At 66.2% G+C, this 20,709-nt stretch carries 19 protein-coding genes; 3 read left to right on the top strand and 16 right to left on the bottom strand.

Annotation, left to right across the window (positions count from 1 at the left end; genetic code table 11):
- The first annotated feature begins 319 nt into the window (after positions 1 to 319).
- Positions 320 to 1,135 carry a posphoenolpyruvate synthetase regulatory kinase/phosphorylase PpsR gene (gene ppsR, locus WS95_RS10730; RefSeq protein ID WP_034207652.1) on the top strand — a complete coding sequence of 272 codons (816 nt, stop codon included), beginning with the start codon at positions 320 to 322 and terminating at the stop codon, positions 1,133 to 1,135.
- 117 nt (positions 1,136 to 1,252) lie between these two features.
- On the opposite strand, the gene WS95_RS10725 is transcribed toward ppsR, so the two are convergent.
- From WS95_RS10725 to rpsB, 16 genes are all read right to left on the bottom strand, one after another.
- Positions 1,253 to 2,035: a TrmH family RNA methyltransferase gene (locus WS95_RS10725; RefSeq protein ID WP_059823771.1), complete on the bottom strand. Its 783-nt coding sequence runs from the start codon at positions 2,033 to 2,035 to the stop codon at positions 1,253 to 1,255.
- Positions 2,032 to 2,676 carry a ribonuclease HII gene (gene rnhB / locus WS95_RS10720; protein WP_059505913.1) on the bottom strand — a complete coding sequence of 215 codons (645 nt, stop codon included), beginning with the start codon at positions 2,674 to 2,676 and terminating at the stop codon, positions 2,032 to 2,034. Before rnhB ends, WS95_RS10725 begins: the two co-directional genes overlap by 4 nt.
- The gene (gene lpxB, locus WS95_RS10715) at positions 2,673 to 3,842 is read right to left on the bottom strand and encodes a lipid-A-disaccharide synthase (RefSeq protein WP_059780853.1); all 1,170 of its coding nucleotides are present in this window, start codon (positions 3,840 to 3,842) and stop codon (positions 2,673 to 2,675) included. Before lpxB ends, rnhB begins: the two co-directional genes overlap by 4 nt.
- Positions 3,843 to 3,845: 3 nt before the next feature.
- A complete protein-coding gene (gene lpxA, locus WS95_RS10710; protein ID WP_034207656.1) occupies positions 3,846 to 4,634 on the bottom strand; it encodes an acyl-ACP--UDP-N-acetylglucosamine O-acyltransferase in 789 nt (262 codons plus the stop codon).
- Positions 4,635 to 4,701: 67 nt separating this feature from the next.
- Positions 4,702 to 5,169 carry a 3-hydroxyacyl-ACP dehydratase FabZ gene (gene fabZ / locus WS95_RS10705; RefSeq protein WP_006495559.1) on the bottom strand — a complete coding sequence of 156 codons (468 nt, stop codon included), beginning with the start codon at positions 5,167 to 5,169 and terminating at the stop codon, positions 4,702 to 4,704.
- Between the two features lie 129 nt (positions 5,170 to 5,298).
- Positions 5,299 to 6,378, bottom strand: a complete 1,080-nt coding sequence (gene lpxD / locus WS95_RS10700; protein ID WP_059823769.1) for a UDP-3-O-(3-hydroxymyristoyl)glucosamine N-acyltransferase — start codon at positions 6,376 to 6,378, stop codon at positions 5,299 to 5,301.
- Positions 6,379 to 6,394: 16 nt separating this feature from the next.
- The gene (locus WS95_RS10695) at positions 6,395 to 6,892 is read right to left on the bottom strand and encodes an OmpH family outer membrane protein (protein WP_034207658.1); all 498 of its coding nucleotides are present in this window, start codon (positions 6,890 to 6,892) and stop codon (positions 6,395 to 6,397) included.
- A 64-nt stretch (positions 6,893 to 6,956) separates the two neighbouring features.
- Positions 6,957 to 9,266: an outer membrane protein assembly factor BamA gene (gene bamA, locus WS95_RS10690; RefSeq protein WP_006478499.1), complete on the bottom strand. Its 2,310-nt coding sequence runs from the start codon at positions 9,264 to 9,266 to the stop codon at positions 6,957 to 6,959.
- A 61-nt stretch (positions 9,267 to 9,327) separates the two neighbouring features.
- Positions 9,328 to 10,701 carry an RIP metalloprotease RseP gene (gene rseP / locus WS95_RS10685; RefSeq protein ID WP_059823768.1) on the bottom strand — a complete coding sequence of 458 codons (1,374 nt, stop codon included), beginning with the start codon at positions 10,699 to 10,701 and terminating at the stop codon, positions 9,328 to 9,330.
- A gap of 11 nt (positions 10,702 to 10,712) precedes the next feature.
- Entirely contained in the window at positions 10,713 to 11,909 is a 1,197-nt protein-coding gene (locus WS95_RS10680) for a 1-deoxy-D-xylulose-5-phosphate reductoisomerase (protein ID WP_059823766.1), read from the bottom strand.
- A 15-nt stretch (positions 11,910 to 11,924) separates the two neighbouring features.
- The gene (locus WS95_RS10675; protein ID WP_059823765.1) at positions 11,925 to 12,746 is read right to left on the bottom strand and encodes a phosphatidate cytidylyltransferase; all 822 of its coding nucleotides are present in this window, start codon (positions 12,744 to 12,746) and stop codon (positions 11,925 to 11,927) included.
- Entirely contained in the window at positions 12,740 to 13,522 is a 783-nt protein-coding gene (gene uppS / locus WS95_RS10670; protein ID WP_034207662.1) for a polyprenyl diphosphate synthase, read from the bottom strand. Before uppS ends, WS95_RS10675 begins: the two co-directional genes overlap by 7 nt.
- Before the next feature lie 49 nt (positions 13,523 to 13,571).
- The gene (gene frr / locus WS95_RS10665; protein ID WP_006483822.1) at positions 13,572 to 14,132 is read right to left on the bottom strand and encodes a ribosome recycling factor; all 561 of its coding nucleotides are present in this window, start codon (positions 14,130 to 14,132) and stop codon (positions 13,572 to 13,574) included.
- A gap of 105 nt (positions 14,133 to 14,237) precedes the next feature.
- Positions 14,238 to 14,951: a UMP kinase gene (gene pyrH, locus WS95_RS10660; protein WP_006402648.1), complete on the bottom strand. Its 714-nt coding sequence runs from the start codon at positions 14,949 to 14,951 to the stop codon at positions 14,238 to 14,240.
- Between the two features lie 156 nt (positions 14,952 to 15,107).
- Positions 15,108 to 15,989 (bottom strand): translation elongation factor Ts, encoded by an 882-nt coding sequence (gene tsf / locus WS95_RS10655; protein WP_034207664.1) that lies wholly within the window; start codon positions 15,987 to 15,989, stop codon positions 15,108 to 15,110.
- Positions 15,990 to 16,151: 162 nt separating this feature from the next.
- Positions 16,152 to 16,892, bottom strand: coding sequence for a 30S ribosomal protein S2 (rpsB, locus tag WS95_RS10650; protein ID WP_034207665.1), 741 nt, complete (start codon positions 16,890 to 16,892; stop codon positions 16,152 to 16,154).
- A gap of 377 nt (positions 16,893 to 17,269) precedes the next feature.
- On the opposite strand from rpsB, the gene map reads away from it, so the two are divergent.
- Together map and WS95_RS10640 are read left to right on the top strand one after the other, a co-directional pair.
- Complete coding sequence (gene map, locus WS95_RS10645) at positions 17,270 to 18,085, top strand: type I methionyl aminopeptidase (RefSeq protein WP_059780848.1); 816 nt, start codon at positions 17,270 to 17,272, stop codon at positions 18,083 to 18,085.
- 43 nt (positions 18,086 to 18,128) lie between these two features.
- A complete protein-coding gene (locus WS95_RS10640; protein WP_034207667.1) occupies positions 18,129 to 20,705 on the top strand; it encodes a [protein-PII] uridylyltransferase in 2,577 nt (858 codons plus the stop codon).
- Positions 20,706 to 20,709: the final 4 nt, after the last annotated feature.

Below are 20,709 nucleotides of genomic sequence, written 5' to 3'. Positions count from 1 at the left end.
GCTTGCAAAAAGGCGCGGCGCGTCTTGCGCAACCTGTTAGATAAACACTCGCAGCGGCGGAAATCTTCCGACCCGATTTGCAAAAATCCCGGCAGAAGGGCGATATTTTCAGACAAATCGCCAGACTTGCCGGGAATTCGGGAATCGCGCGGCCCAGCCACCGAGCGCCGTTCGCGCCCTGCCCCCGCAATTGCTTATCCAACAGGTTGCCGCTATTCTACCGTGCCGGCTGCCGGATGTGGCGCGACCTTGTCACTGGGTCTGGAGGCTCGCCTCCAGCCGCCCGCGCAACTGCCCTTCACGCTCGACGTCCAGATTCATGCTGCCTACCGTATTCATCGTCTCCGACGGCACCGGGATCACTGCCGAAACCTTCGCGCATTCGATCCTTTCCCAGTTCGACCAGAAATTCCGCCTCGTGCGCGTGCCGTTCGTCGACTCGCTCGACAAGGCCTATGCGACCGTCGAGAAGATCAACGAGGCCGCCGTGCACGACGGCCGTCGCGCGATCGTGTTCACGACGCTCGTCGACAGCGAGTCGAACGACATCGTCAAGCGCTCGAACGCGCTCGTGCTCGACATGTTCCAGCGCTTCGTCGAACCGCTCGAGCAGGAACTGGAACTCAAGTCGAGTCACGCGATGGGCCGTGGCCACCAGAATGCGGACACCGAGGAATACAAGACGCGGATCGAGGCGATCAACTTCTCGCTCGCGCACGACGACGGCCAGTCGAACCGCAACCTGTCGGAGGCCGATGTGATCCTCGTCGGCGTGTCGCGCAGCGGCAAGACGCCGACGAGCCTGTACCTCGCGATGCAGTACGGCGTGAAGGCCGCCAACTATCCGCTGATTCCGGAGGATTTCGAACGCGGCAAGCTGCCGTCGGCGCTGTCGCCGTACAGCGACAAGCTGTTCGGGCTGTCGATCGACCCGCAGCGCCTGTCGGAGATCCGCAACGAGCGCCGGCCGGGCAGCAAGTACGCGGCGCCCGAGAACTGCCGCTACGAGATCAACGAGGCCGAGGCGATGATGCGCCGCGAAGGGATCAAGTGGCTGTCGTCGACGCACAAGTCGATCGAGGAAATCGCGACGACGATCCTGCAGGAAATCCGCCTCGACCGGCAGTCGTACTGACGGCCCACCCCGCCGGCGCGGCCGCGAGGCCGCCGCCAACAGCAAAAAGGCCGCGTCGAACGCGGCCTTCTTTCATCGTGCGGTCAGATCGGCGGACAACGTGATAACGCCGCGCCGTCATACGCGCCGCTGCTGCCGCACCTGCTCGAACAGGCACACCGCCGCCGCCGCCGCAACGTTCAGCGACTCCATCCCGCCCGGTTGCGGAATCGTCACGCGATGCGCGGCCGCGTCGCGCCAGAATGCCGACACGCCGGCGCCTTCGTTGCCGAACACCCATGCAACGGGCCCCGACAGATCGCAGTCGTAGACCGCCTGCGCGCCATGCGAGTCGGTCAGCGCGACCGGTACGTCGAGGCGTTCGGCCAGCGCCGCCGCGTCGATATCCTCATGGATCGACAGCAGGAAATGCGCGCCCATGCCCGAACGCAGCACCTTCGACGACCACGCATGGGCCGTCCCCGGCGCGCAGAACACGTGACGCACGCCGGCCGCCGCCGCGCTGCGCAGGATCGAACCGACGTTGCCCGCATCCTGCACGCCGTCGAGCACAACCGCCGTATCCGTCACGCGTTCGGGCAGCGGTTGCGCCGGCCGGTCGACCAGCAGCAGGAAGCCGACACCGTTGACGACGTTCGACAGTTGCCCGAACAACGCGTCCGGCAGCGTGACGATCCGCTGCGCGTCGATACGCGCGACGATCGCTTGCGCGTCGGCGTGGCCGAGCGCGCCTTCGGTCGTGACGCACAGCTCGGGCGTCGCCCCCGTGTCGAGGTATGCGCTCGCCAGATGGAAACCTTCGAGCAGCGCCTGGCCGCTGCGGCGCTGATGGGCCGTCGAACCCGCGAGCGCCTTCAGGCGCTTGTACAGCGGGTTGTCGCGGGAAGTAATGCTTTTCATCGAATCAGATCGAGCGCCGCACGCACGGGCGCGAACGAGCGCCGATGCGCTTCGCACGGGCCGTGCTCGCGCAATGCGGCAAGATGTTTCGCGGTGCCGTAGCCCGCATGGACGTCGAAGCCGTACACCGGGAAGCGTTCGTGCAGATCGACCAGCATCCGGTCGCGCGTGACCTTCGCGAGGATCGACGCGGCCGAGATGCTCGGCACGAGCGCGTCGCCGCTGACGATCGCCTCGGCGCGCACGCTCAGCGTCGGGCAACGGTTGCCGTCGATCTGCGCGAGCGTCGGCAGCACCGACAGCCCTTCGACGGCCCGCTTCATCGCGAGCATCGTCGCGTGCAGGATGTTCAGCGTATCGATTTCGTCGACGCTCGCCGACGCGACGCAGTATGCGTGCGAACGCTCGACGATCAGGTCGTACAGCATGTCGCGCTTCTTCGCGGACAGCACTTTCGAATCGTCGAGCCCGTCGATCGGCCGCGCCGGATCGAGAATCACCGCGGCAGCCACCACCGGCCCCGCGAGCGGGCCGCGGCCGGCTTCGTCGACGCCGCAGACGATCTCGTCCGGGCGGCTGAAATCGAAACCGCCCTGCACGTCGCTCGACGCACGGCGGCGCGGTGCACGGACGGCGGTCATGCGCGCCCCTTGCGTTGCTCGATCACGCGCACGACGGCCTCGGCCGCCTTCGCGGCCGTGTTCTGCCGCAGCGAAAGATGCATTTCGGTAAACACTTCGGTCAGCGTGCGGCGGTTCGCATCGTCGCGCAGCTGCGTGAGCGTCGCGTCGGCGAGCGCCTCGGGCGTCGCGAAATGCTGCAGCAGCTCGGGCACGACGAAACGCCCCGCCAGGATGTTCGGCAAGCCGACATACGGCAGGTAGCCCTGCCGGCGCATGATCTGCCCGGTCAGCCAGGGCACCTTGTACGAGATCACCATCGGCTTCTTCAGCAGCGCGGCTTCCAGCGTGACGGTGCCGCTTTTCACGAGGATCGCGTCGGCGGCCGTCATCGCGACCTGCGAACGGCCGTCGGTGATCGTCAGCGCGAGCTGCGGGTGCGCGTCGACGAGCGGCTGCAGCAGCTCGCGCAGCGCGGGCGTCGCCGCCGGCATCACGAACCGCACGCCGGGCTCGCGCTGCTGCATCAGCGCCATCGCCGCGAAGAACGTCGGGCCGATCAGCGCGATCTCCGAGCGCCGGCTGCCCGGCAGCACCGCGATCACCGGGCCGTCGGCCGGCAGACCCAGCGCGATGCGCGCGCCGTGCGTGTCGGGTTCGAGCGGAATGTCGTCGGCGAGCGGATGGCCGACGTAGGTCGATGCGACGCCGGCCTTGTCGAGAATCGCCGGTTCGAACGGGAACAGGCACAGCATGTGGTCGACGGACTTCGCGATCTTCTTGATCCGGCCGCCGCGCCACGCCCAGATCGACGGGCACACGAAGTGGATCGACGGGATGCCCGCGTCGCGCGCGGCCTGCTCGACGTTGAAGTTGAAATCGGGCGCGTCGACGCCGATGAACGCATCCGGCCGTTCGGCGAGCAACTGGCGCTTCAGTTCGCCGCGAATTCGCAGGATCTCGGGAATCTGACCCAGCGCCTCGACGTAGCCGCGCACGGTCAGCTTGTCCATCTGCCAGTGGGAGTCGAAGCCGTGCGCGATCATGCGCTGCCCGCCGATCCCGTAATACTGGGCCGATTCGGGCAGCCGCTCGCGCAGGCCGCCGAGCAGCGACGCCGCGAGCAGGTCGCCCGACGGCTCGCCGGCCACCATCGCGAGCCGCAGCTGATTGGTCGGGAGCGGCATCGCTTAGCGGATGATGCCGCGTTGCGACGCGTCGATGAACTCGACGAGCGCCTTCACCGGCGCATCGCCGTCGCCACCCGCTTGCGCGAGTTCGCGCAGTTGCACTTTCGCTTCCTCCAGCGACAGGCTGTTCTTGTACAGCACGCGGTACGCGCTGCGCAGCGCCGAGATCGCGTCGGCCGAGAAACCGCGCCGGCGCAGCCCTTCGACGTTGATCCCGTGCGGCTCGGCCTTGTTGCCCGCCGCGATCACGAACGGCGGAATGTCCTGCACGAGCGCCGACGCGCCGCCCAGCATCGAATGCGCGCCGATGCGCACGAACTGGTGCACGCCCGACATGCCGCCGACGATCGCGAAGTCGCCGATCTCGACGTGGCCGGCCATCTGCGCGTTGCTCGACAGGATCACGTTGTTGCCGACGCGGCAGTCGTGGCCGATGTGCACATAGGCCATGATCCAGTTGTCGTCGCCGAGCGTCGTCACGCCGACGTCCTGCACGGTGCCCGTGTGGATCGTCGTGAATTCGCGGATCGTGTTGCGGTTGCCGATCACGAGCTTCGTCGGCTCGTCCTTGTACTTCATGTCCTGCGGACGGCCGCCGACCGACGCGTAATGGCCGATGCGGTTGTCCTCGCCGAGCGTCGTATGGCCTTCGATCACGCTGTGCGAGCCGATCGTCGTGCGCGCGCCGATCGTGACGTGCGGGCCGACGATCGCGTACGGGCCGATCTCGACCGATTCGTCGATCTGCGCGCCCGGCTCGACGATCGCGGTAGGATGAATCCTGGTCATGCGCCGTTGCCTCTCGATATGATGTGTCGCGTTGCTCGCGTTACGTTACCCATGCGTGCCGCGTCGCTCAGGGCGCCGCGTCGGCCGTCTTGACCGTGCACATCAGTTCGGCTTCCGCCGCCACCTTGCCGTCCACTTCCGCCACCGCCTTGAATTTCCAGATGCCGCGGATGTAGCGCTCGAACGTCACGTTCAGGATCAGCTGGTCGCCCGGTTCGACCACGCGCTTGAAGCGGGCACCGTCGATCCCGACGAAGTAATACAGCGTGTTCTCCGGATCCTTCGGCTGCTCTTCCGCGAACGTCAGCAGCGCCGCGGCCTGGGCGAGCGCCTCGAGGATCAGCACGCCCGGCATCACCGGCCGCTTCGGGAAGTGCCCCTGGAAGAACGGCTCGTTGATCGACACGTTCTTCAGCGCTTTGATCCCTTTGTGCGGTTCGAGTTCGAGCACGCGGTCGACGAGCAGAATCGGGTAGCGATGCGGCAGCAGCGTGAGGATCTTGTGGATGTCGAGATTGATTTTTTCAGTGCTCATGATGGTTCGTCTCACGCAGAGGCTGCGCGGTGGTGATGCAAAGGCTGAAGCGGGCCGCCGTGCGACCCAGTCTGACGAACCGGGCCGGTTGCGCTGGCCGTGCCCGGTTCGTGGTCTCGCATGATGGGCTCAGGCGTGGGCGCCGCCCTGGGCGGCGAGCGCGGCTTCGAGCGCCTTGACGCGCTCGCGCAGCTTGTCGAGGTTGCGCACGAGCGCGGCGCTCTTGTTCCATTCGCCGTGGTCGACGGCCGGGAACGCGCTGGTGTAGATGCCGGCCTTCGGCAGCGATTTCGATACGCCCGACTTCGCGGTGATGATGACATAGTCGCCGAGCGTCACGTGGCCGGCGATCCCCGCCGCGCCGCCGATCATGCAGTGGCGGCCGATCGTCGTGCTGCCCGCGATGCCGGCGCTGCCGGCGATCACCGTGTACGCGCCGATCCGGCAGTTGTGGCCGATCTGCACCTGGTTGTCGATCTTCACGCATTCCTCGATGACGGTATCCGCCATCGCGCCGCGGTCGATCGTCGTGTTCGCGCCGATTTCGACGTCCGCACCGATCGTCACGCCGCCGACCTGCGGGATCTTGACCCAGCTGCCGGTGCGCGCGTCGCCGTCGCCGACGAAATCCGGCGCGAAGCCGAAGCCGTCCGAGCCGATCACGGCGCCCGCATGGATGATCGCGCGCGGGCCGATCCTGCAGCCGTGGTACACCGATGCGTTCGGATAGATATGCGAGCCGGCGCCGATCGTCGTGCCGCGACCGACGAACACGTTCGCGTCGAGTAGCACGCCGTCTTCGATCACCGCGCCGGCCTCGACCGTCACGTGCGGGCCGATCACCGCGGTCGCGGCGACCTGCGCGGCCGGATCGATCGTCGCGCTCGGATGCACGCCGGCCGCACGCGGCGGCGTGGCGAGATCGATGAACATCTGCGCGACGCGCGCGAAGTACGCGTACGGATTCGGCGTCACGATGAAGTTGCGACCGGTGGCGGCCGCGCCCAGCTTTTCAAGATCCTTCGGCGCGATCAGCACCGCGCCGGCGCGGGTCGTCTCGACCTGCGACAGGTACTTCGGGTTCGCGAGAAACGCGAGTTGCTGAGGGCCTGCCTGGTCGAGCGGCGCGAGGCCGCCGACCGTGCACTGTGCGTCGCCGGCGATCTCGCCGCCGAACCGCTTTACGAGTTCCTCGAGCGTCAATGCCATTCGTCGTCTGCTCCGTTCAGTTCGCCGAGCCGGACGCGAGCGCCTTGAGCACCTTGTCGGTGATGTCGATGCGCGGGCTGACGTACACGGCTTCCTGCACGATCAGGTCGTAATTCTGCTGCTCGGCGATCTGCTTGATGACCTTGTTCGCCTTTTCCAGCACGGCAGCCAGCTCTTCGTTGCGACGCTGGTTCAGGTCTTCGCGGAACTCGCGCTGCTTGCGCTGGAAGTCGGTGTCGAGCTGCGCGAGATCGCGCTGCTTCTGCGCGCGATCGGCCGCCGACAACGACGTGCCGTTCTTGTCGAGCGAATCGGACATCGACTTCAGACGTGCCGCGAGATCCTGCAGATCCTTGTCACGCTTCGCGAACTCGGCTTCGAGCTTCGTCTGCGCCGCCTTGGCGGGCGCCGACTCGCGCAGGATCCGATCCGAATTGACCGCCGCGATGCGGGCGACGTCCTGTGCGTGCACCGTCGCCGCGCCCAGGGCCAGCGCAACGGTCAGCGCGCACATCACTCGTTTCGAAAACTTACCGGTTAGCAAAATTACCCTCTCGTTGCTGTTGTCATGCGTTCGGTCAGAACGCCGTCCCGATCTGGAACTGGAATTTCTGGTACTGGTCGCCTTCATGCTTCTGCAGCGGGAAGCCGAGGCTCAGCTTCAGCGGGCCGATCGGCGAGATCCACGCGAGACCCACGCCGTAGCCGTAGCGCAGGCCGTTGGCGCCCGTACTCGTGCCGCCCGGCGCATTGCCCCACACGTTACCGCCGTCGAGGAACGTGAACACGCGCAGCGTGCGGTCGTAACCCGTGCCCGGCAGCGGGAACGTCAGCTCGATGTTGCCGACCAGCATCTTCGAACCGCCGATCGGGTCGTTCGTCTTCGTATCGCGCGGGCCCAGCGAGCTCGGCTCGTAGCCGCGCACGGAGCCGATACCGCCCGCGTAGTAGTTCTTGAAGATCGGGTACGGGTTGCCGATACCGTTACCGTACCCGCCCTGCAGGTTCAGGCCCAGGATGAAGCCGCGCGAGAACGAATAGTAGTATTGCGCCTGCAGGTCGGCCTTGTAGTACTGGATCTTGCCGACCGGCACGCCGTACTCCATGTTCGCCTGCGTGAAGTAGCCGCGGCTCGGAATCAGCGCGCTGTCGCGCGCATCGCGCGACCACGCCACCGTCAGCGGCACCGTGTTCGACACGCGGCCGAACTCGTTCACGTAATCCTGGTAGCTCTGCGGCGTGTTCGAATCGACGTCGAGGCGGTTCTGCTCGAAGCCCGCGCCGAAGTAGACGGTATCGACTTCCGAGAACGGAATGCCGAACTTCAGGTTGCCGCCCGCGCTGATGATCCGGAAGCTCGAGCTCGTCGAATAGTAGAGCGGCTGGTACGTGCGGTAGAAGACGTCCGTGATCCGCTTGATGCCGTCGACCGTGAAGTACGGGTCGACCTGCGTGACGGTCAGCGTACGGTAGCTCTTCGCGGTGTTGACGTTCACCGACAGGCTCGTGCCCGAACCGAACACGTTGTCCTGCGACACGCCGGCCGACAGCACGACCTTGTCCGTCGACGAGAAGCCGGCGCCCAGCGTGATCGCGCCGGTCGGCTTTTCGTCGACCTTCACGTTCACGTCGACCTGGTCGTTCGTGCCTTCCACCGGCACCGTCGTCACGTCGACGTTGGTGAAGTAGCCGAGACGGTTCACGCGGTCCTTCGACAGCGCGAGGCGGTTCGAGTCGAACCACGAGCTTTCGAGCTGGCGCATTTCGCGGCGCACCACTTCGTCGCGCGTGCGCGTGTTGCCGACCACGTTGATGCGGCGCACGTACACGCGGCGGCTCGGGTCGACGACGAGGTTCAGGTTCACCTTGTGGTTCGCCTGGTCGATGTCCGGCTGCGCATTGACGGTCGCGAATGCGTAGCCGTATTCGCCGAGCTTGTCGACGATCGACTTGGTGGTCTGCTGCAGCTTTTCGGCGGAGAAGCGGTCGCCCGGCTTGATCTTGATCAGCTTGTTGAGCTCGGCCTCGCGATCGAGCAGGTTGCCCGACAGCTTGATGCCCGACACCGTGTACGGCTCGCCTTCGTGCAGCGTGACCGTCAGGTACATGTCCTTCTTGTCCGGCGAGATCGACACCTGGGTCGACTCGATGTTGAACTCGAGGTAGCCGCGGTTCAGGTAGTACGAGCGCACGGCCTCGAGGTCGCCCGTGAGCTTTTCCTTCGAGTACAGGTCGTTCTTCGTGTACCAGGAGAACCAGTTCGGCGTCGACAGCTGCATCTCGTCGCGCAGCGTGCTGGTGCTGAACGCCTTGTTGCCGATGAAGTTGATCTGCCGGATCTTGGCGCTCGGGCCTTCGGCGACCGCGAACAGGATCGACACGCGGTTCGCGTCGACCGGCGTGATCGTCGTCTTGACCTCGGCCGCATAGAAGCCGCGCGTCAGGTACTGGCGCTTGAGCTCCTGCTCCGCCTTGTCGACGAGCGCCTTGTCGTAGTAGCGGCCGTCGGCGAGGCCGACCGCGCGCAGCGCCTTCGTCAGGTTGTCCTTGTCGAATTCCTTCGTGCCGGTGAAGTCGATCGACGCGATGGCCGGCCGCTCCTGCACCTGCACGATCACGACGTTGCCTTGCGTGGCGATGCGAACGTCGTTGAAAAAGCCCGTCGCGTACAACGCGCGGATTGCTTCGGATGCCTTGTCGTCCGTGAAGGTATCGCCCTGCTTGATCGGCAGATAGGCGAACACCGAACCCGCTTCGACGCGCTGCAGCCCCTCGATCTTGATGTCTTGCACCACGAACGGTGCCGCTGCATGCGCCGCGAGGCCGTGCGCGGCGAGCGCGGCCGCTGCAACTGTCTTAGGTACAAAGCGATGAGGTTTGAACAACATGCATCCCCAATATTTAGCTGCATCAAATCGGGCGGCTGACCCGCGGCCGCCGCCTGACGCTTCAGAAATGGATTAACCGAGCCAAATCGTTGAACAGCGCGATCGCCGACAATGCGACGATGCAGATCAACCCGGCTCTTTGCAGAATCAGCTGCCAACGCTCCGAGACGGCTTTCCCGGTCGCGGCTTCAACCGCATAATATAACAGATGCCCCCCGTCCAAAACGGGAATCGGCAACAAGTTCAGGACGCCAAGGCTAATGCTGACAAGGGCGAGGAACGACAGGAACGCCGACGGGCCGAGCCGCGCGCTCTTGCCTGCGTAGTCGGCGATCGTCACCGGGCCGGACAGGTTCTTCAGCGACGCGTTACCCGTGATCATCCGCCCGAACATCTTCAGCGAATACACGGAGATGTCCCACGTGCGGTGCGCGCCGAGCCGCAGGCTCTCGATCGGCCCGTAGCGCACGTCCACCGACGGCGCGTGCATCGACAGCGCCGCGCCGATCCGGCCGACCTGCTGCCCGGATTCGTCGTCGCGCTGCATCTGCGGCACGATCGACACCGTCTGCGCGGCGCCGTTGCGCTCGATCTGCAGGTCGAGCGGCTGGCCCGCGTGGTGCTTCACCGTATCGATGAAGCGCGCCGCGCCGCCGAGCGGCTTGCCGTCGAGCGCGACCAGCTTGTCGCCGACCTTCAGGCCGGCCTGCTCCGCCGCGCTACCCGGCTGCACCGACGCGACCGACAACGCGCCGCCGCCGGCCTCGAAGCCCAGATGAGCCATGAAGTCGTCGTCGAGCTGGCTGTCGGGCACGTTGCGCAGGTCGACGCGGAAATCGAACGTCGCATTGCCGTCGCGCGCGCCGAGCACGACCTCGCGATGGTCGAACGCGGCCGACAGCAGCTTCCAGCGCAGATCCGACCACGATCGCACCGGTTCGGACTCGCCGCCCTGCGCGTTGCGGATCGACACGACCGTCTCGCTGCCGTCAAAGCCCGCGCGGGCCGCCGCCGTGCCGGCGGCGGGCGGCGCGACGATCGCGGCCGGCTCGGTCACGCCGGTGGCGAATACGGCGGAGAACAGCGCGATTGCCAGCAGGAAGTTCGCAATCGGCCCGGCCGCGACGATCGCGATGCGCTTGTAGACCGACTGGCGATTGAATGCCTGGCCGAGCTCGTCGGGCGGAATGCCGCCCGGGCCCGGATCGCGCTCGTCGAGCATCTTCACGTAGCCGCCGAGCGGCAGCGCGGACAGCGTCCACTCGGTGCCCGTCCTGCGGCCGACCCAGCGCGCGACGGGCTGGCCGAAGCCGATCGAGAAACGCAGCACCTTCACGCCGCACCAGCGCGCGACGCGATAATGTCCGTACTCATGCACGACGACCAGCACCCCGATCGCCACCGCAAACGCGACCAGTTCGACCAGCACGTTCATGAGCACCTCATTCAGACCGTACGCTCCACGCGTGGCGCAGGCGCTTTTGCAATGATCGCGGCCGCGAGGCGGCGGGCCTCGGCATCCGCCGCGAGGACGTCGTCGAGCCCGTCGGGCGCGCGGTTCGGCAGCGCGTTGAGCACCGCGTCGACCGTCGCCGCGATCGCCATGAAGCCGATCCGGCGCTCGAGAAATGCTTCGACCGCCACTTCGTTCGTCGCGTTCAATGCGGCGCTCGCGATACCGCCTTCCTCGAGCGCCTTCAGCGCGAGCGCGAGGCACGGGAAGCGCGCGTAATCGGGCTTCTCGAACGACAACTGGGCGATCTGCGCGAGGTCGAGCTGGTCGACGCCCGCGTCGACGCGCTCGGGGAAGGCGAGCGCGTGCGCGATCGGCGTGCGCATGTCGGGGTTGCCGAGCTGCGCGAGCACCGAGCCGTCGCGGTACGACACGAGCGAATGGATCACGCTCTGCGGATGGATCAGCACGTCGATCCGGTCGCCCGGCAGCCCGAAGATCCAGTGCGCCTCGATCACCTCGAGGCCCTTGTTCATCATCGTCGCGGAATCGACCGAGATCTTGCGGCCCATCACCCAGTTCGGGTGCTTGCACGCCTCGTCCGGCGTCACGTCGACGAGCGTGGCCGGCTCGCGCGTGCGGAACGGGCCGCCCGACGCGGTCAGGATGATCTTCGAGATCCCGCCGTGTTCGGCCGCATCGCGCGGCATGCACTGGAAGATCGCGTTGTGTTCGCTGTCGACCGGCAGCAGGATCGCGCCATGGTCGCGCACGGCGTCCATGAAGATCGCGCCCGACATCACGAGCGCTTCCTTGTTCGCGAGCAGGATCCGCTTGCCGGCGCGTGCGGCCGCCAGGCTCGGCGCGAGGCCGGCCGCGCCGACGATCGCCGCGACCACCGTGTCGCAACCGTCGCTCTTCGACACGTCGACGAGCGCCTGCGGCCCGTGCAGCACGATCGTCTTGCTGCCCGCCGCGCGCAGTTTCGCGTCGACGTGCGCGGCCGTCGCGGCATCGCCGACCACCGCCACTTCAGGCGCGAAGCGCAGACACTGCTCGACGAGCTTGTCGCCGTTGCGGTGCGCGGTCAGCGCATAGACCGAGAAGCGCTCGGGATGGCGCGCGACCACATCGAGCGTGCTGTCTCCGATCGAGCCCGTGGAACCGAGCAATGTCAGACGTTTTTGCATAACAGAAATAATGGTTTAACCAAGCAGCAGCATCGCGAGCGGCAGCACCGGCAGCAGCGCGTCGACACGATCGAGCACGCCGCCGTGGCCCGGCAGCAGTCCGCTCGAATCCTTCACACCCGCCTGCCGCTTCAGCAGCGACTCGAACAGGTCGCCGATCACGCTGTACGCGACCAGCAGCGTCAGCGCGGCCCACGCGCCGGGCATGCCGTACCGCGCGGCGAATGCAGAAAACAGGGTCGGTTCGAATGCGTGCACGGCCATCGCGACACCGGCGACGACCACGACTGCGAACCAGCCGCCGATCGCGCCTTCCCAGCTCTTGCCGGGGCTGATCGTGACGGCCAGTTTACGCTTTCCGAAGGCCTTGCCTGCGAAGTATGCGCCGATATCGGCCAGCCAGACGACCAGAAGCAGCGACAGCACGAACGGCACGCCCTGCGCGCGAGCTGCGACGAGCGCGTGCCAGCAGGCGGCGAATACGACGAGGCCGGCGGCCAGCAGGAACGGCCGCCAGACGCCGCCCGCGAGTTCGGGCTTGCGTCGCAGCGCGAACGGACCGACCAGCAGCCAGAACACGCCGGCCGCCATGAAAAGGGGACGGGACGAAGCCGCATCGACGCCGAGCGGCACGGTGGCCGCGAGCGCGAGCGCCGCGACGACCGCGTAGACGACGGGGCCGGCGCCGCCGAGCTTCAGCAGGCGCGCCCACTCCCACGCGGCGAACACGAGCACGACGCCGATCAGCGCACCGAACCCGTCGAGCGGCGCGAACAGCGTCACCGGCAGCAGCACCGCCAGCATCGCGATCGCCGTGATCACACGGGTTTTCAGCATGAAAGGGAGTCGGCGTTCTGCGATTGCGGTTCGAGCTGCGCACTCGTGCGCCCGAAACGGCGCTCGCGCTCGGTATACGACGCCATCGCGTCGGCCAGTGCCGCGCCGTCGAAATCCGGCCAGTACTTGTCGGTGAAATAGAATTCGGCGTACGCGAGCTGCCACAGCAGGAAGTTGCTGACGCGCTGCTCGCCGCCGGTGCGGATGAAGAGATCGGGCTCCGGCGCGTAAGCCATTGCCAGGTGCGGCGCGAATGCGTCCTCGGTCACTTCGACCTCGCGACCTTCGCGCACGGCCTGCTCGACGAGCTTCTTCGTCGCCTGCAGGATGTCCCACCGGCCGCCGTAGTTGGCCGCGATGGTGAGCGTCAGACGGGTATTGCGCGCCGTCTTGGTTTCGGCGCGGCGAATCAGTTCGCGGATGCGCGGCTCGAAACGCTCGAGATCGCCGACGACACGCAGGCGGATCCCGTTCGCATGCAGCTTGCCCACTTCGCGCTCGAGCGCGGTGATGAACAGCCGCATCAGAAACGACACTTCGTCGTTCGGCCGGCGCCAGTTTTCCGAACTGAACGCGAACAGCGTCAGGTATTCGACGCCGGCGCGCGCGCAGCCTTCGACCACCGCCCGCACGGCATCGACGCCGCGGGTATGCCCCGCGACGCGCGGCAAGCGGCGTTCGGTCGCCCAACGGCCGTTGCCGTCCATGATGATCGCGATGTGACGCGGCACGACACCGACGTCAGGCACGCGAACGGTAGAGCTGGTATAGGTCATGGCCGTTGAGACAGTAATGCGGGAAGAAGGCGGCGCGCGAGGACGGTCGTCAGACCGTCATGATCTCGGCTTCCTTGGTCTGCACGAGCTTGTCGACTTCGGCGACGTGCTTGTCGGTCAGCTTCTGCACGTCGTCGCTCGCACGGCGCTCGTCGTCTTCCGAGATTTCCTTGTCCTTGACGAGCTTCTTCAGCGCTTCGTTCGCGTCGCGGCGCAGGTTGCGGATCGCGACCTTGGCCGTTTCGCCTTCGCTCTTCACGACCTTGGTCAGCTCGCGGCGGCGCTCTTCCGTCAGCGCGGGCATCGGCACGCGGATCAGATCGCCGGCCGTCGCCGGATTCAGGCCCAGATCGGCTTCGCGGATGGCCTTCTCGACCTTCGCGACCATGTTCTTTTCCCACGGCTGCACGCCGATCGTGCGTGCGTCGACGAGCGTCAGGTTCGCGACCTGCGAGATCGGCACCATCGAGCCGTAGTAGTCGACCTGCACGTGATCGAGCAGGCCGGTGTGTGCACGGCCCGTACGGATCTTGGCCAGATCGTTCTTGAACGCTTCGATCGAGCGCTGCATCTTTTGCTCGACGCCCTTCTTGACATCAGCGACACTCATTTCAACCTCCGAACCTTCAAACCTTCAAAAGAACGCGAGCCCCGCCCGGCGCGTGTCGCGCGCCGCGGCCGGCAACCCGCGCCGATCGCCCGCGTCCGCGGGAGTTTACACGTGGACGAGCGTACCTTCGTCCTCGCCCAGCACGATGCGCTTGAGTGCGCCCGGCTTGTTGATCGAAAACACGCGAATCGGCAGCTTCTGGTCGCGGCACAGCGCAAACGCCGTCGCGTCCATCACCTGCAGGTTGCGGCTGATCGCCTCGTCGAAGCTGATCGTCGTATAGCGCGTGGCCGACGGATCCTTCTTCGGATCGGCAGAATATACGCCATCGACCTTGGTCGCCTTCAGCACGACTTCGGCGCCCACTTCCGAGCCGCGCAGCGCGGCGGCGGTATCGGTCGTGAAGAACGGGTTGCCGGTGCCGGCCGCGAAGATCACGACGCGGCCTTCCTCGAGCTGACGGATCGCGCGGGGCCGGATGTACGGCTCGACGACCTGGTCCATGCGCAGCGCGGACTGCACGCGCGCCTCGATGCCGGCGTGGCGCATCGCGTCCTGCAGCGCCAGCGCGTTCATCATCGTCGCGAGCATCCCCATGTAGTCGGCCGTCGCGCGGTCCATGCCGGCCGCGCCGCCCGCGACGCCGCGGAAAATATTACCGCCACCGATCACGACCGCGAGCTGCGTACCGAGACGCACGACTTCCGCGATATCGGCCACCATCCGTTCGATCGTCGCGCGATTGATGCCGAAGGCATCGTCGCCCATCAGCGCTTCGCCGGAGAGTTTGAGGAGGACGCGTTTATAGGCATTGGACATAGGGGCTTCCGAGCGACGAGAGGATGACAACCACGAACTGTAGGGGCGAAATACTGATTCGGGCAAGCGCCGACGACCGGACCGGGGTTCCCGGCCGGCCGGCGGCGCCGCCGGCCGCGGCGGAGCGGACGCCCGCCGCGGATACTGCCTGACTGCTTACTGCTGCTTTGCTGCTGCGACTTGCGCGGCCACTTCGGCGGCGAAGTCGTCCTGGCGCTTCTCGATGCCTTCGCCGACGACGAACAGCGCGAACTTCTGCACTGCGGCATTCGCTGCCTTCAGCATCTGCTCGATCGTCTGCTTGTCGTTCTTCACGAACGTCTGGTTCAGCAGCGACACTTCCTTCAGGTACTTCTGGACGCTGCCGTCGACCATCTTCGCGACGATTTCGGCCGGCTTGCCCGATTCGGCAGCCTTCTGCTCGGCCACGCGGCGCTCCGTCTCGATCAGTTCCGCCGGCACGTCGGCCGACGACAGCGCGACCGGCTTCATCGCGGCGATGTGCATCGCGACGTCCTTGCCGACCTGCTCTTCCGCGCCCGTGTACTCGACGATCACGCCGATACGCGCGCCGTGCAGGTACGTGGCGATCTTGTTCGCGGTTTCGAAACGGACGAAACGGCGGATCGAGATGTTCTCGCCGATCTTGCCGACCAGCGCCAGACGCACTTCGTCGACCGTCTTGCCGTCGAGCGGCAGCGCCGACAGTGCTGCCACGTCGGCCGGGTTCTTCGTCGCGACGAGTTCCGCGACCGTCTTCGAGAATGCGAGGAAGTCGTCGTTCTTCGCGACGAAGTCGGTTTCGCAGTTCAGTTCGACCAGCGCGCCCGCGTTGCCGCCGACGAACGATGCGACGACGCCTTCGGCCGTCACGCGCGATGCGGCCTTGCTCGCCTTGTTGCCGAGCTTGACGCGCAGCAGCTCTTCAGCCTTGGCCAGATCGCCGTCGGCTTCCGTCAGCGCCTTCTTGCACTCCATCATCGGTGCGTCGGTCTTTGCGCGCAGTTCTGCCACCATGCTTGCGGTAATTGCCGCCATCATTCGCTCCTTGAGTCTGTATTCACAACGCCGCCCGCTTGGACGCGAACGGCCGGGATTCGTTTCCGGACCCGCACCGATTCGGCGCGATCAGGTCCGGCGCACAAGCTTAAAAAAAGGGGGCCTGTTGAGAGCCCCCTTTTTGCGCCGGCTCGGGGCCAGTTACGCGTTTTCCTCGACGTACTCGTCGTCGCCGCGCGCTGCCTGGACCACTTCGTTGACCGCGTTCGCACGGCCTTCGAGGATCGCATCGGCCACGCCTTGAGCGTACAGCGCGACTGCCTTGCTCGAGTCGTCGTTACCCGGGATCACGTAGTCCACACCTTCCGGCGAGTGGTTCGTGTCGACCACGGCGATGACCGGCACGCCCAGCTTGTTCGCTTCCGTGACGGCGATCTTGTGGTAGCCGACGTCGATGACGAAGATCGCGTCCGGAATGCCGCCCATGTCCTTCACGCCGCCGATCGACTTCTGCAGCTTGGCGATTTCACGCTCGAACAGCAGCGCTTCCTTCTTGCTCATCTTCTCGGTTTCGCCCGCCTCGACGGCCGCTTCCATGTCCTTCAGGCGCTTGATCGACACCTTCAGCGTCTTGAAGTTGGTCATCATGCCGCCGAGCCAGCGTGCGTTGACGTACGGCATGCCCGCACGTTGCGCTTCCTGAGCGATCGTGTCACGCGACTGGCGCTTCGTGCCGACGAACAGGATCGTGCCGCGGTTCGCTGCCAGCTGACGCACGTACTTCTGTGCGTCCGTGAACATCGGCAGCGTCTTTTCGAGGTTGATGATGTGAATCTTGTTGCGGTGACCGAAAATGAACGGAGCCATCTTCGGGTTCCAGAAGCGCGTCTGGTGACCGAAGTGGACACCCGCTTCCAGCATTTGGCGCATCGTGACTGCCATGTAAATTCTCCACGAGGGTTGGGTCTTAAGCCGGCCGCCGTACCGCCGCGCGAACCCGCCCGAAGGGCGTGAATTCCGCGCGGCCGGCACCCTGGTTGCGCCGGCTTGCGATTCGGCACGTGCAAAACGCCCGTGCCGCAAGCCTTTCACCGCGATGCCGCCCCAAAATGGGGAAAGTTCGGCATTTGGATATCGACTTAGCCAAAGAGTATAGCACGCGGATTTGTCGGCTCTCAAGTCGCGCGGCACTTTCGCTTGCCGCGCGGCAGCGGGCCGGACAATCCGCGAAAACCCGCATCCGGGCGGCCCGCAGGGGCTGCGAGGCCCGCCATAAGGTGCGATAATCCGTCAATTCACCGCATTCCAGGCATACCTCGATGGCTATTACGCTCAAAAACGAACACGATATCGCGGAGATGCGCGTTGCCTGCCGTCTCGCGAGCGAAGTGCTCGACTTCATCACGCCGCACGTCGTCGCGGGCGTCACGACCGCCGAACTCGACCGGCTCTGCCACGAGTTCATGATCAACGAGCAAGGCACGATCCCCGCGCCGCTGAACTACCAGCCGCCCGGCTATCCGCCGTACCCGAAGGCCACCTGCATTTCGGTCAACGACGTGATCTGCCACGGCATTCCCGGCGAGAAGGTGATCAAGAACGGCGACGCGCTGAACATCGACATCACCGTGATCAAGAACGGCTATTTCGGCGACACCAGCCGGATGTTCATCGTCGGCGAGGGTTCGATCCTCGCGAAGCGCCTCGTGCAGACCACCTACGAATGCATGTGGCTGGGCATCGACCAGGTCAAGCCCGGCGCGCACCTCGGCGACATCGGCTACGCGATCCAGAAGCACGCGGAAGCGCAGGGCTACAGCGTCGTGCGCGAATACTGCGGCCACGGCATCGGTACGGTGTTCCACGAGGATCCGCAGGTCGTCCACTACGGCCGTCCGGGCACCGGCATCGAGCTGAAGGCCGGGATGATCTTCACGATCGAGCCGATGATCAACGCCGGCAAGCGCGACATCCGCACGATGCCCGACCAGTGGACGGTCAAGACGCGCGACCGCAGCCTGTCCGCGCAATGGGAGCACACGGTGCTCGTCACCGACACCGGCTACGAAGTGCTGACCGTGTCGGCCGGCACGCCGGCGCGCCCCGTGTTCGCGCAACCGGCCGCCGCCGTCTGAGCGCCGTCGCGCCCGCCCCACCTCCGCACCCGAACGGCCGCCCATGAGCGCTCACGCTGCCCCCTCGCCCGAAGCGCTGTCGCGGCGCGCCGAATTCAAGGCCGCCAAGACGGAGCTGCTCGAGCGCTTTCGCCGCGCGGCGAACGTCGCGTCGCTGATGCACGCGCTGTCGAAACTCACCGACGATGCATTGAAGCGCGTGTGGGACGAATGCGGGCTGCCCGCGTCGCTCGCGCTCGTCGCCGTCGGCGGCTACGGGCGCGGCGAGCTCGCGCCCTATTCCGATGTCGACATCCTCGTGCTGCTGCCCGATGCGCACGACCCGGCGCTCGACGCGCGCATCGAGCGCTTCATCGGGATGGCGTGGGATCTCGGCCTCGAGATCGGCAGCAGCGTGCGTACGGTCGCGCAGTGCATCGAAGAGGCGTCGCAGGACGTCACGGTGCAGACCTCGCTGCTGGAAGCGCGCCGCATCGTCGGCAGCACCGCGCTGTTCGAGCGCTTCACCGTGCGCTATCACGAAGCGCTCGACGCACGCGCGTTCTTCACCGCGAAGGTGCTCGAGATGCGTCAGCGCCACGCGAAGTTCCAGGACACGCCGTACAGCCTCGAACCGAACGTGAAGGAAAGCCCCGGCGGGCTGCGCGACCTGCAGACCATCCTGTGGATCGCGCGCGCGGCCGGCTTCGGCAGCAGTTGGCGCGAACTCGACACGCGCGGCCTCATCACCGACCGCGAAGCGCGCGAGCTGCGCCGCAACGAAGGCTTCCTGAAGACGTTGCGCGCGCGGCTGCACGTGATCGCCGGGCGCCGTCAGGACATGCTCGTGTTCGACCTGCAGACGCAAGCCGCCGAAAGCTTCGGCTACCAGCCGACGCAGGCCAAGCGCGCGAGCGAGCAGCTGATGCGCCGCTACTACTGGTCCGCGAAAGCAGTCACGCAGCTCGCGACGATCCTGATCCAGAACATCGAGGCGCAGCTCTTCCCGGCGACGAGCGGCATCACGCGCGTGCTGTCGGCCGATCGCTTCGTCGAGAAACAGGGGATGCTCGAGATCGTCGACGACGGCGTGTTCGAACGCCATCCCGACGCGATCCTCGAAGCGTTCCTGCTGTACGAAACGACGCGCGGCGTGAAGGGCCTGTCCGCCCGCACGTTGCGTGCGCTGTACAACTCGCGCGAAATCATGAACAACACGTGGCGCCGCGATCCGCGGAACCGCGCCACGTTCATGCGGATCCTGCAGCAACCCGAAGGGATCACGCACGCGTTCCGGCTGATGAACCAGACGAGCGTGCTCGGCCGCTACCTGCTGAATTTCCGCCGCATCGTCGGGCAGATGCAGCACGACCTGTACCACGTGTACACGGTCGACCAGCACATCCTGATGGTGCTGCGCAACATCCGCCGCTTCGCGGTGGCCGAGCATGCGCACGAATATCCGTTCTGCAGCCAGCTGATCGGCAACTTCGAGCGCCCGTGGGTGCTGTATGTCGCGGCGCTGTTCCACGACATCGCGAAAGGCCGCGGCGGCGATCACTCGACGCTCGGCATGGCCGACGCGCGGCGCTTCTGCCGCGAGCACGGCATCGCCGGCGACGATGCCGCGCTGATCGTGTGGCTCGTCCAGCATCACCTGACGATGAGCCAGGTCGCGCAAAAACAGGACACGAGCGACCCCGACGTCATCAAGCGCTTCGCCGAGGTCGTCGGCAACGAACGGTATCTCACCGCGCTGTACCTGCTGACCGTCGCCGATATCCGCGGCACGAGCCCGAAGGTGTGGAACACGTGGAAGGGCAAGCTGCTCGAGGATCTCTACCGCATCACGCTCGCGGTGCTCGGCGGCGCGAATCCCGACGCGCATTCGGAGCTGAAGTCGCGGCAGGAGCAGGCGCTCGCGCTGCTGCGCCTGGAAACCGTGCCCGAGGATGCGCACCGCGCCTTGTGGGATCAGCTCGACGTCGGCTTCTTCCTGCGTCACGACGCGGCCGACATCGCATGGCAGACGCGCGTGCTGTACCGGCACGTGAACGCCGAAACCGCGATCGTCCGCGCGCGGCCGTCGCCGATCGGCGACGCGCTGCAGGTGCTCGTGTACGTGAAGGACCGCCCCGACCTGTTCGCGGGCATTTGCGCGTATTTCGACCGTAACGGGCTGTCGGTGCTCGATGCGCGCGTCAGCACGACGCGGCACGGCTATGCGCTCGACAACTTCATCGTCACGCAGACCGAACGCGACGTGCGCTATCGCGACATCGCGAATCTCGTCGAACAGCAGCTCGCGACGCGGCTCGCCGAAACCGCACCGCTGCCGGAGCCGTCGAAGGGTCGCCTGTCGAGGCTGTCCCGGACGTTTCCGATCACGCCGCGCGTCGACCTGCGGGCCGACGAGCGCGGTCAGTACTACATCCTGTCCGTGTCGGCCAACGACCGGCCGGGCCTTCTCTATTCGATCGCGCGCGTACTCGCCGAACATCGGATCGGCGTCCATGCGGCGCGGATCAATACGCTCGGCGAGCGCGTCGAAGACATCTTCCTGCTCGCGGGCGCCGGCCTGTCCGACAATCGCCTGCAGATCCAGCTCGAAACCGAATTGCTGCGCGCGATCGCAGTCTGAATGA

This window comes from Burkholderia sp. MSMB1826, assembly GCF_001526325.1.
In the GTDB taxonomy this organism is placed as follows: domain Bacteria; phylum Pseudomonadota; class Gammaproteobacteria; order Burkholderiales; family Burkholderiaceae; genus Burkholderia.
This window is presented reverse-complemented; position numbering and strand designations above follow the sequence as displayed.

Coding starts and splice junctions, on each gene's coding strand:
- pyrH (WP_006402648.1), bottom strand. CDS start 14,951: ATGTCCAATGCCTATAAACGCGTCCTCCTCAAACTCTCCGGCGAAGCG.
- fabZ (WP_006495559.1), bottom strand. CDS start 5,169: ATGAGCACTGAAAAAATCAATCTCGACATCCACAAGATCCTCACGCTG.
- uppS (WP_034207662.1), bottom strand. CDS start 13,522: ATGACCTATACCAGCTCTACCGTTCGCGTGCCTGACGTCGGTGTCGTG.
- map (WP_059780848.1), top strand. CDS start 17,270: ATGGCTATTACGCTCAAAAACGAACACGATATCGCGGAGATGCGCGTT.
- frr (WP_006483822.1), bottom strand. CDS start 14,132: ATGAGTGTCGCTGATGTCAAGAAGGGCGTCGAGCAAAAGATGCAGCGC.
- WS95_RS10695 (WP_034207658.1), bottom strand. CDS start 6,892: ATGTGCGCGCTGACCGTTGCGCTGGCCCTGGGCGCGGCGACGGTGCAC.
- WS95_RS10680 (WP_059823766.1), bottom strand. CDS start 11,909: ATGCAAAAACGTCTGACATTGCTCGGTTCCACGGGCTCGATCGGAGAC.
- rnhB (WP_059505913.1), bottom strand. CDS start 2,676: ATGACCGCCGTCCGTGCACCGCGCCGCCGTGCGTCGAGCGACGTGCAG.
- rseP (WP_059823768.1), bottom strand. CDS start 10,701: ATGAACGTGCTGGTCGAACTGGTCGCGTTTGCGGTGGCGATCGGGGTG.
- WS95_RS10725 (WP_059823771.1), bottom strand. CDS start 2,035: ATGAAAAGCATTACTTCCCGCGACAACCCGCTGTACAAGCGCCTGAAG.
- lpxA (WP_034207656.1), bottom strand. CDS start 4,634: ATGACCAGGATTCATCCTACCGCGATCGTCGAGCCGGGCGCGCAGATC.
- ppsR (WP_034207652.1), top strand. CDS start 320: ATGCTGCCTACCGTATTCATCGTCTCCGACGGCACCGGGATCACTGCC.
- bamA (WP_006478499.1), bottom strand. CDS start 9,266: ATGTTGTTCAAACCTCATCGCTTTGTACCTAAGACAGTTGCAGCGGCC.
- lpxD (WP_059823769.1), bottom strand. CDS start 6,378: ATGGCATTGACGCTCGAGGAACTCGTAAAGCGGTTCGGCGGCGAGATC.
- rpsB (WP_034207665.1), bottom strand. CDS start 16,892: ATGGCAGTCACGATGCGCCAAATGCTGGAAGCGGGTGTCCACTTCGGT.
- tsf (WP_034207664.1), bottom strand. CDS start 15,989: ATGGCGGCAATTACCGCAAGCATGGTGGCAGAACTGCGCGCAAAGACC.
- WS95_RS10640 (WP_034207667.1), top strand. CDS start 18,129: ATGAGCGCTCACGCTGCCCCCTCGCCCGAAGCGCTGTCGCGGCGCGCC.
- lpxB (WP_059780853.1), bottom strand. CDS start 3,842: ATGCCGCTCCCGACCAATCAGCTGCGGCTCGCGATGGTGGCCGGCGAG.
- WS95_RS10675 (WP_059823765.1), bottom strand. CDS start 12,746: ATGCTGAAAACCCGTGTGATCACGGCGATCGCGATGCTGGCGGTGCTG.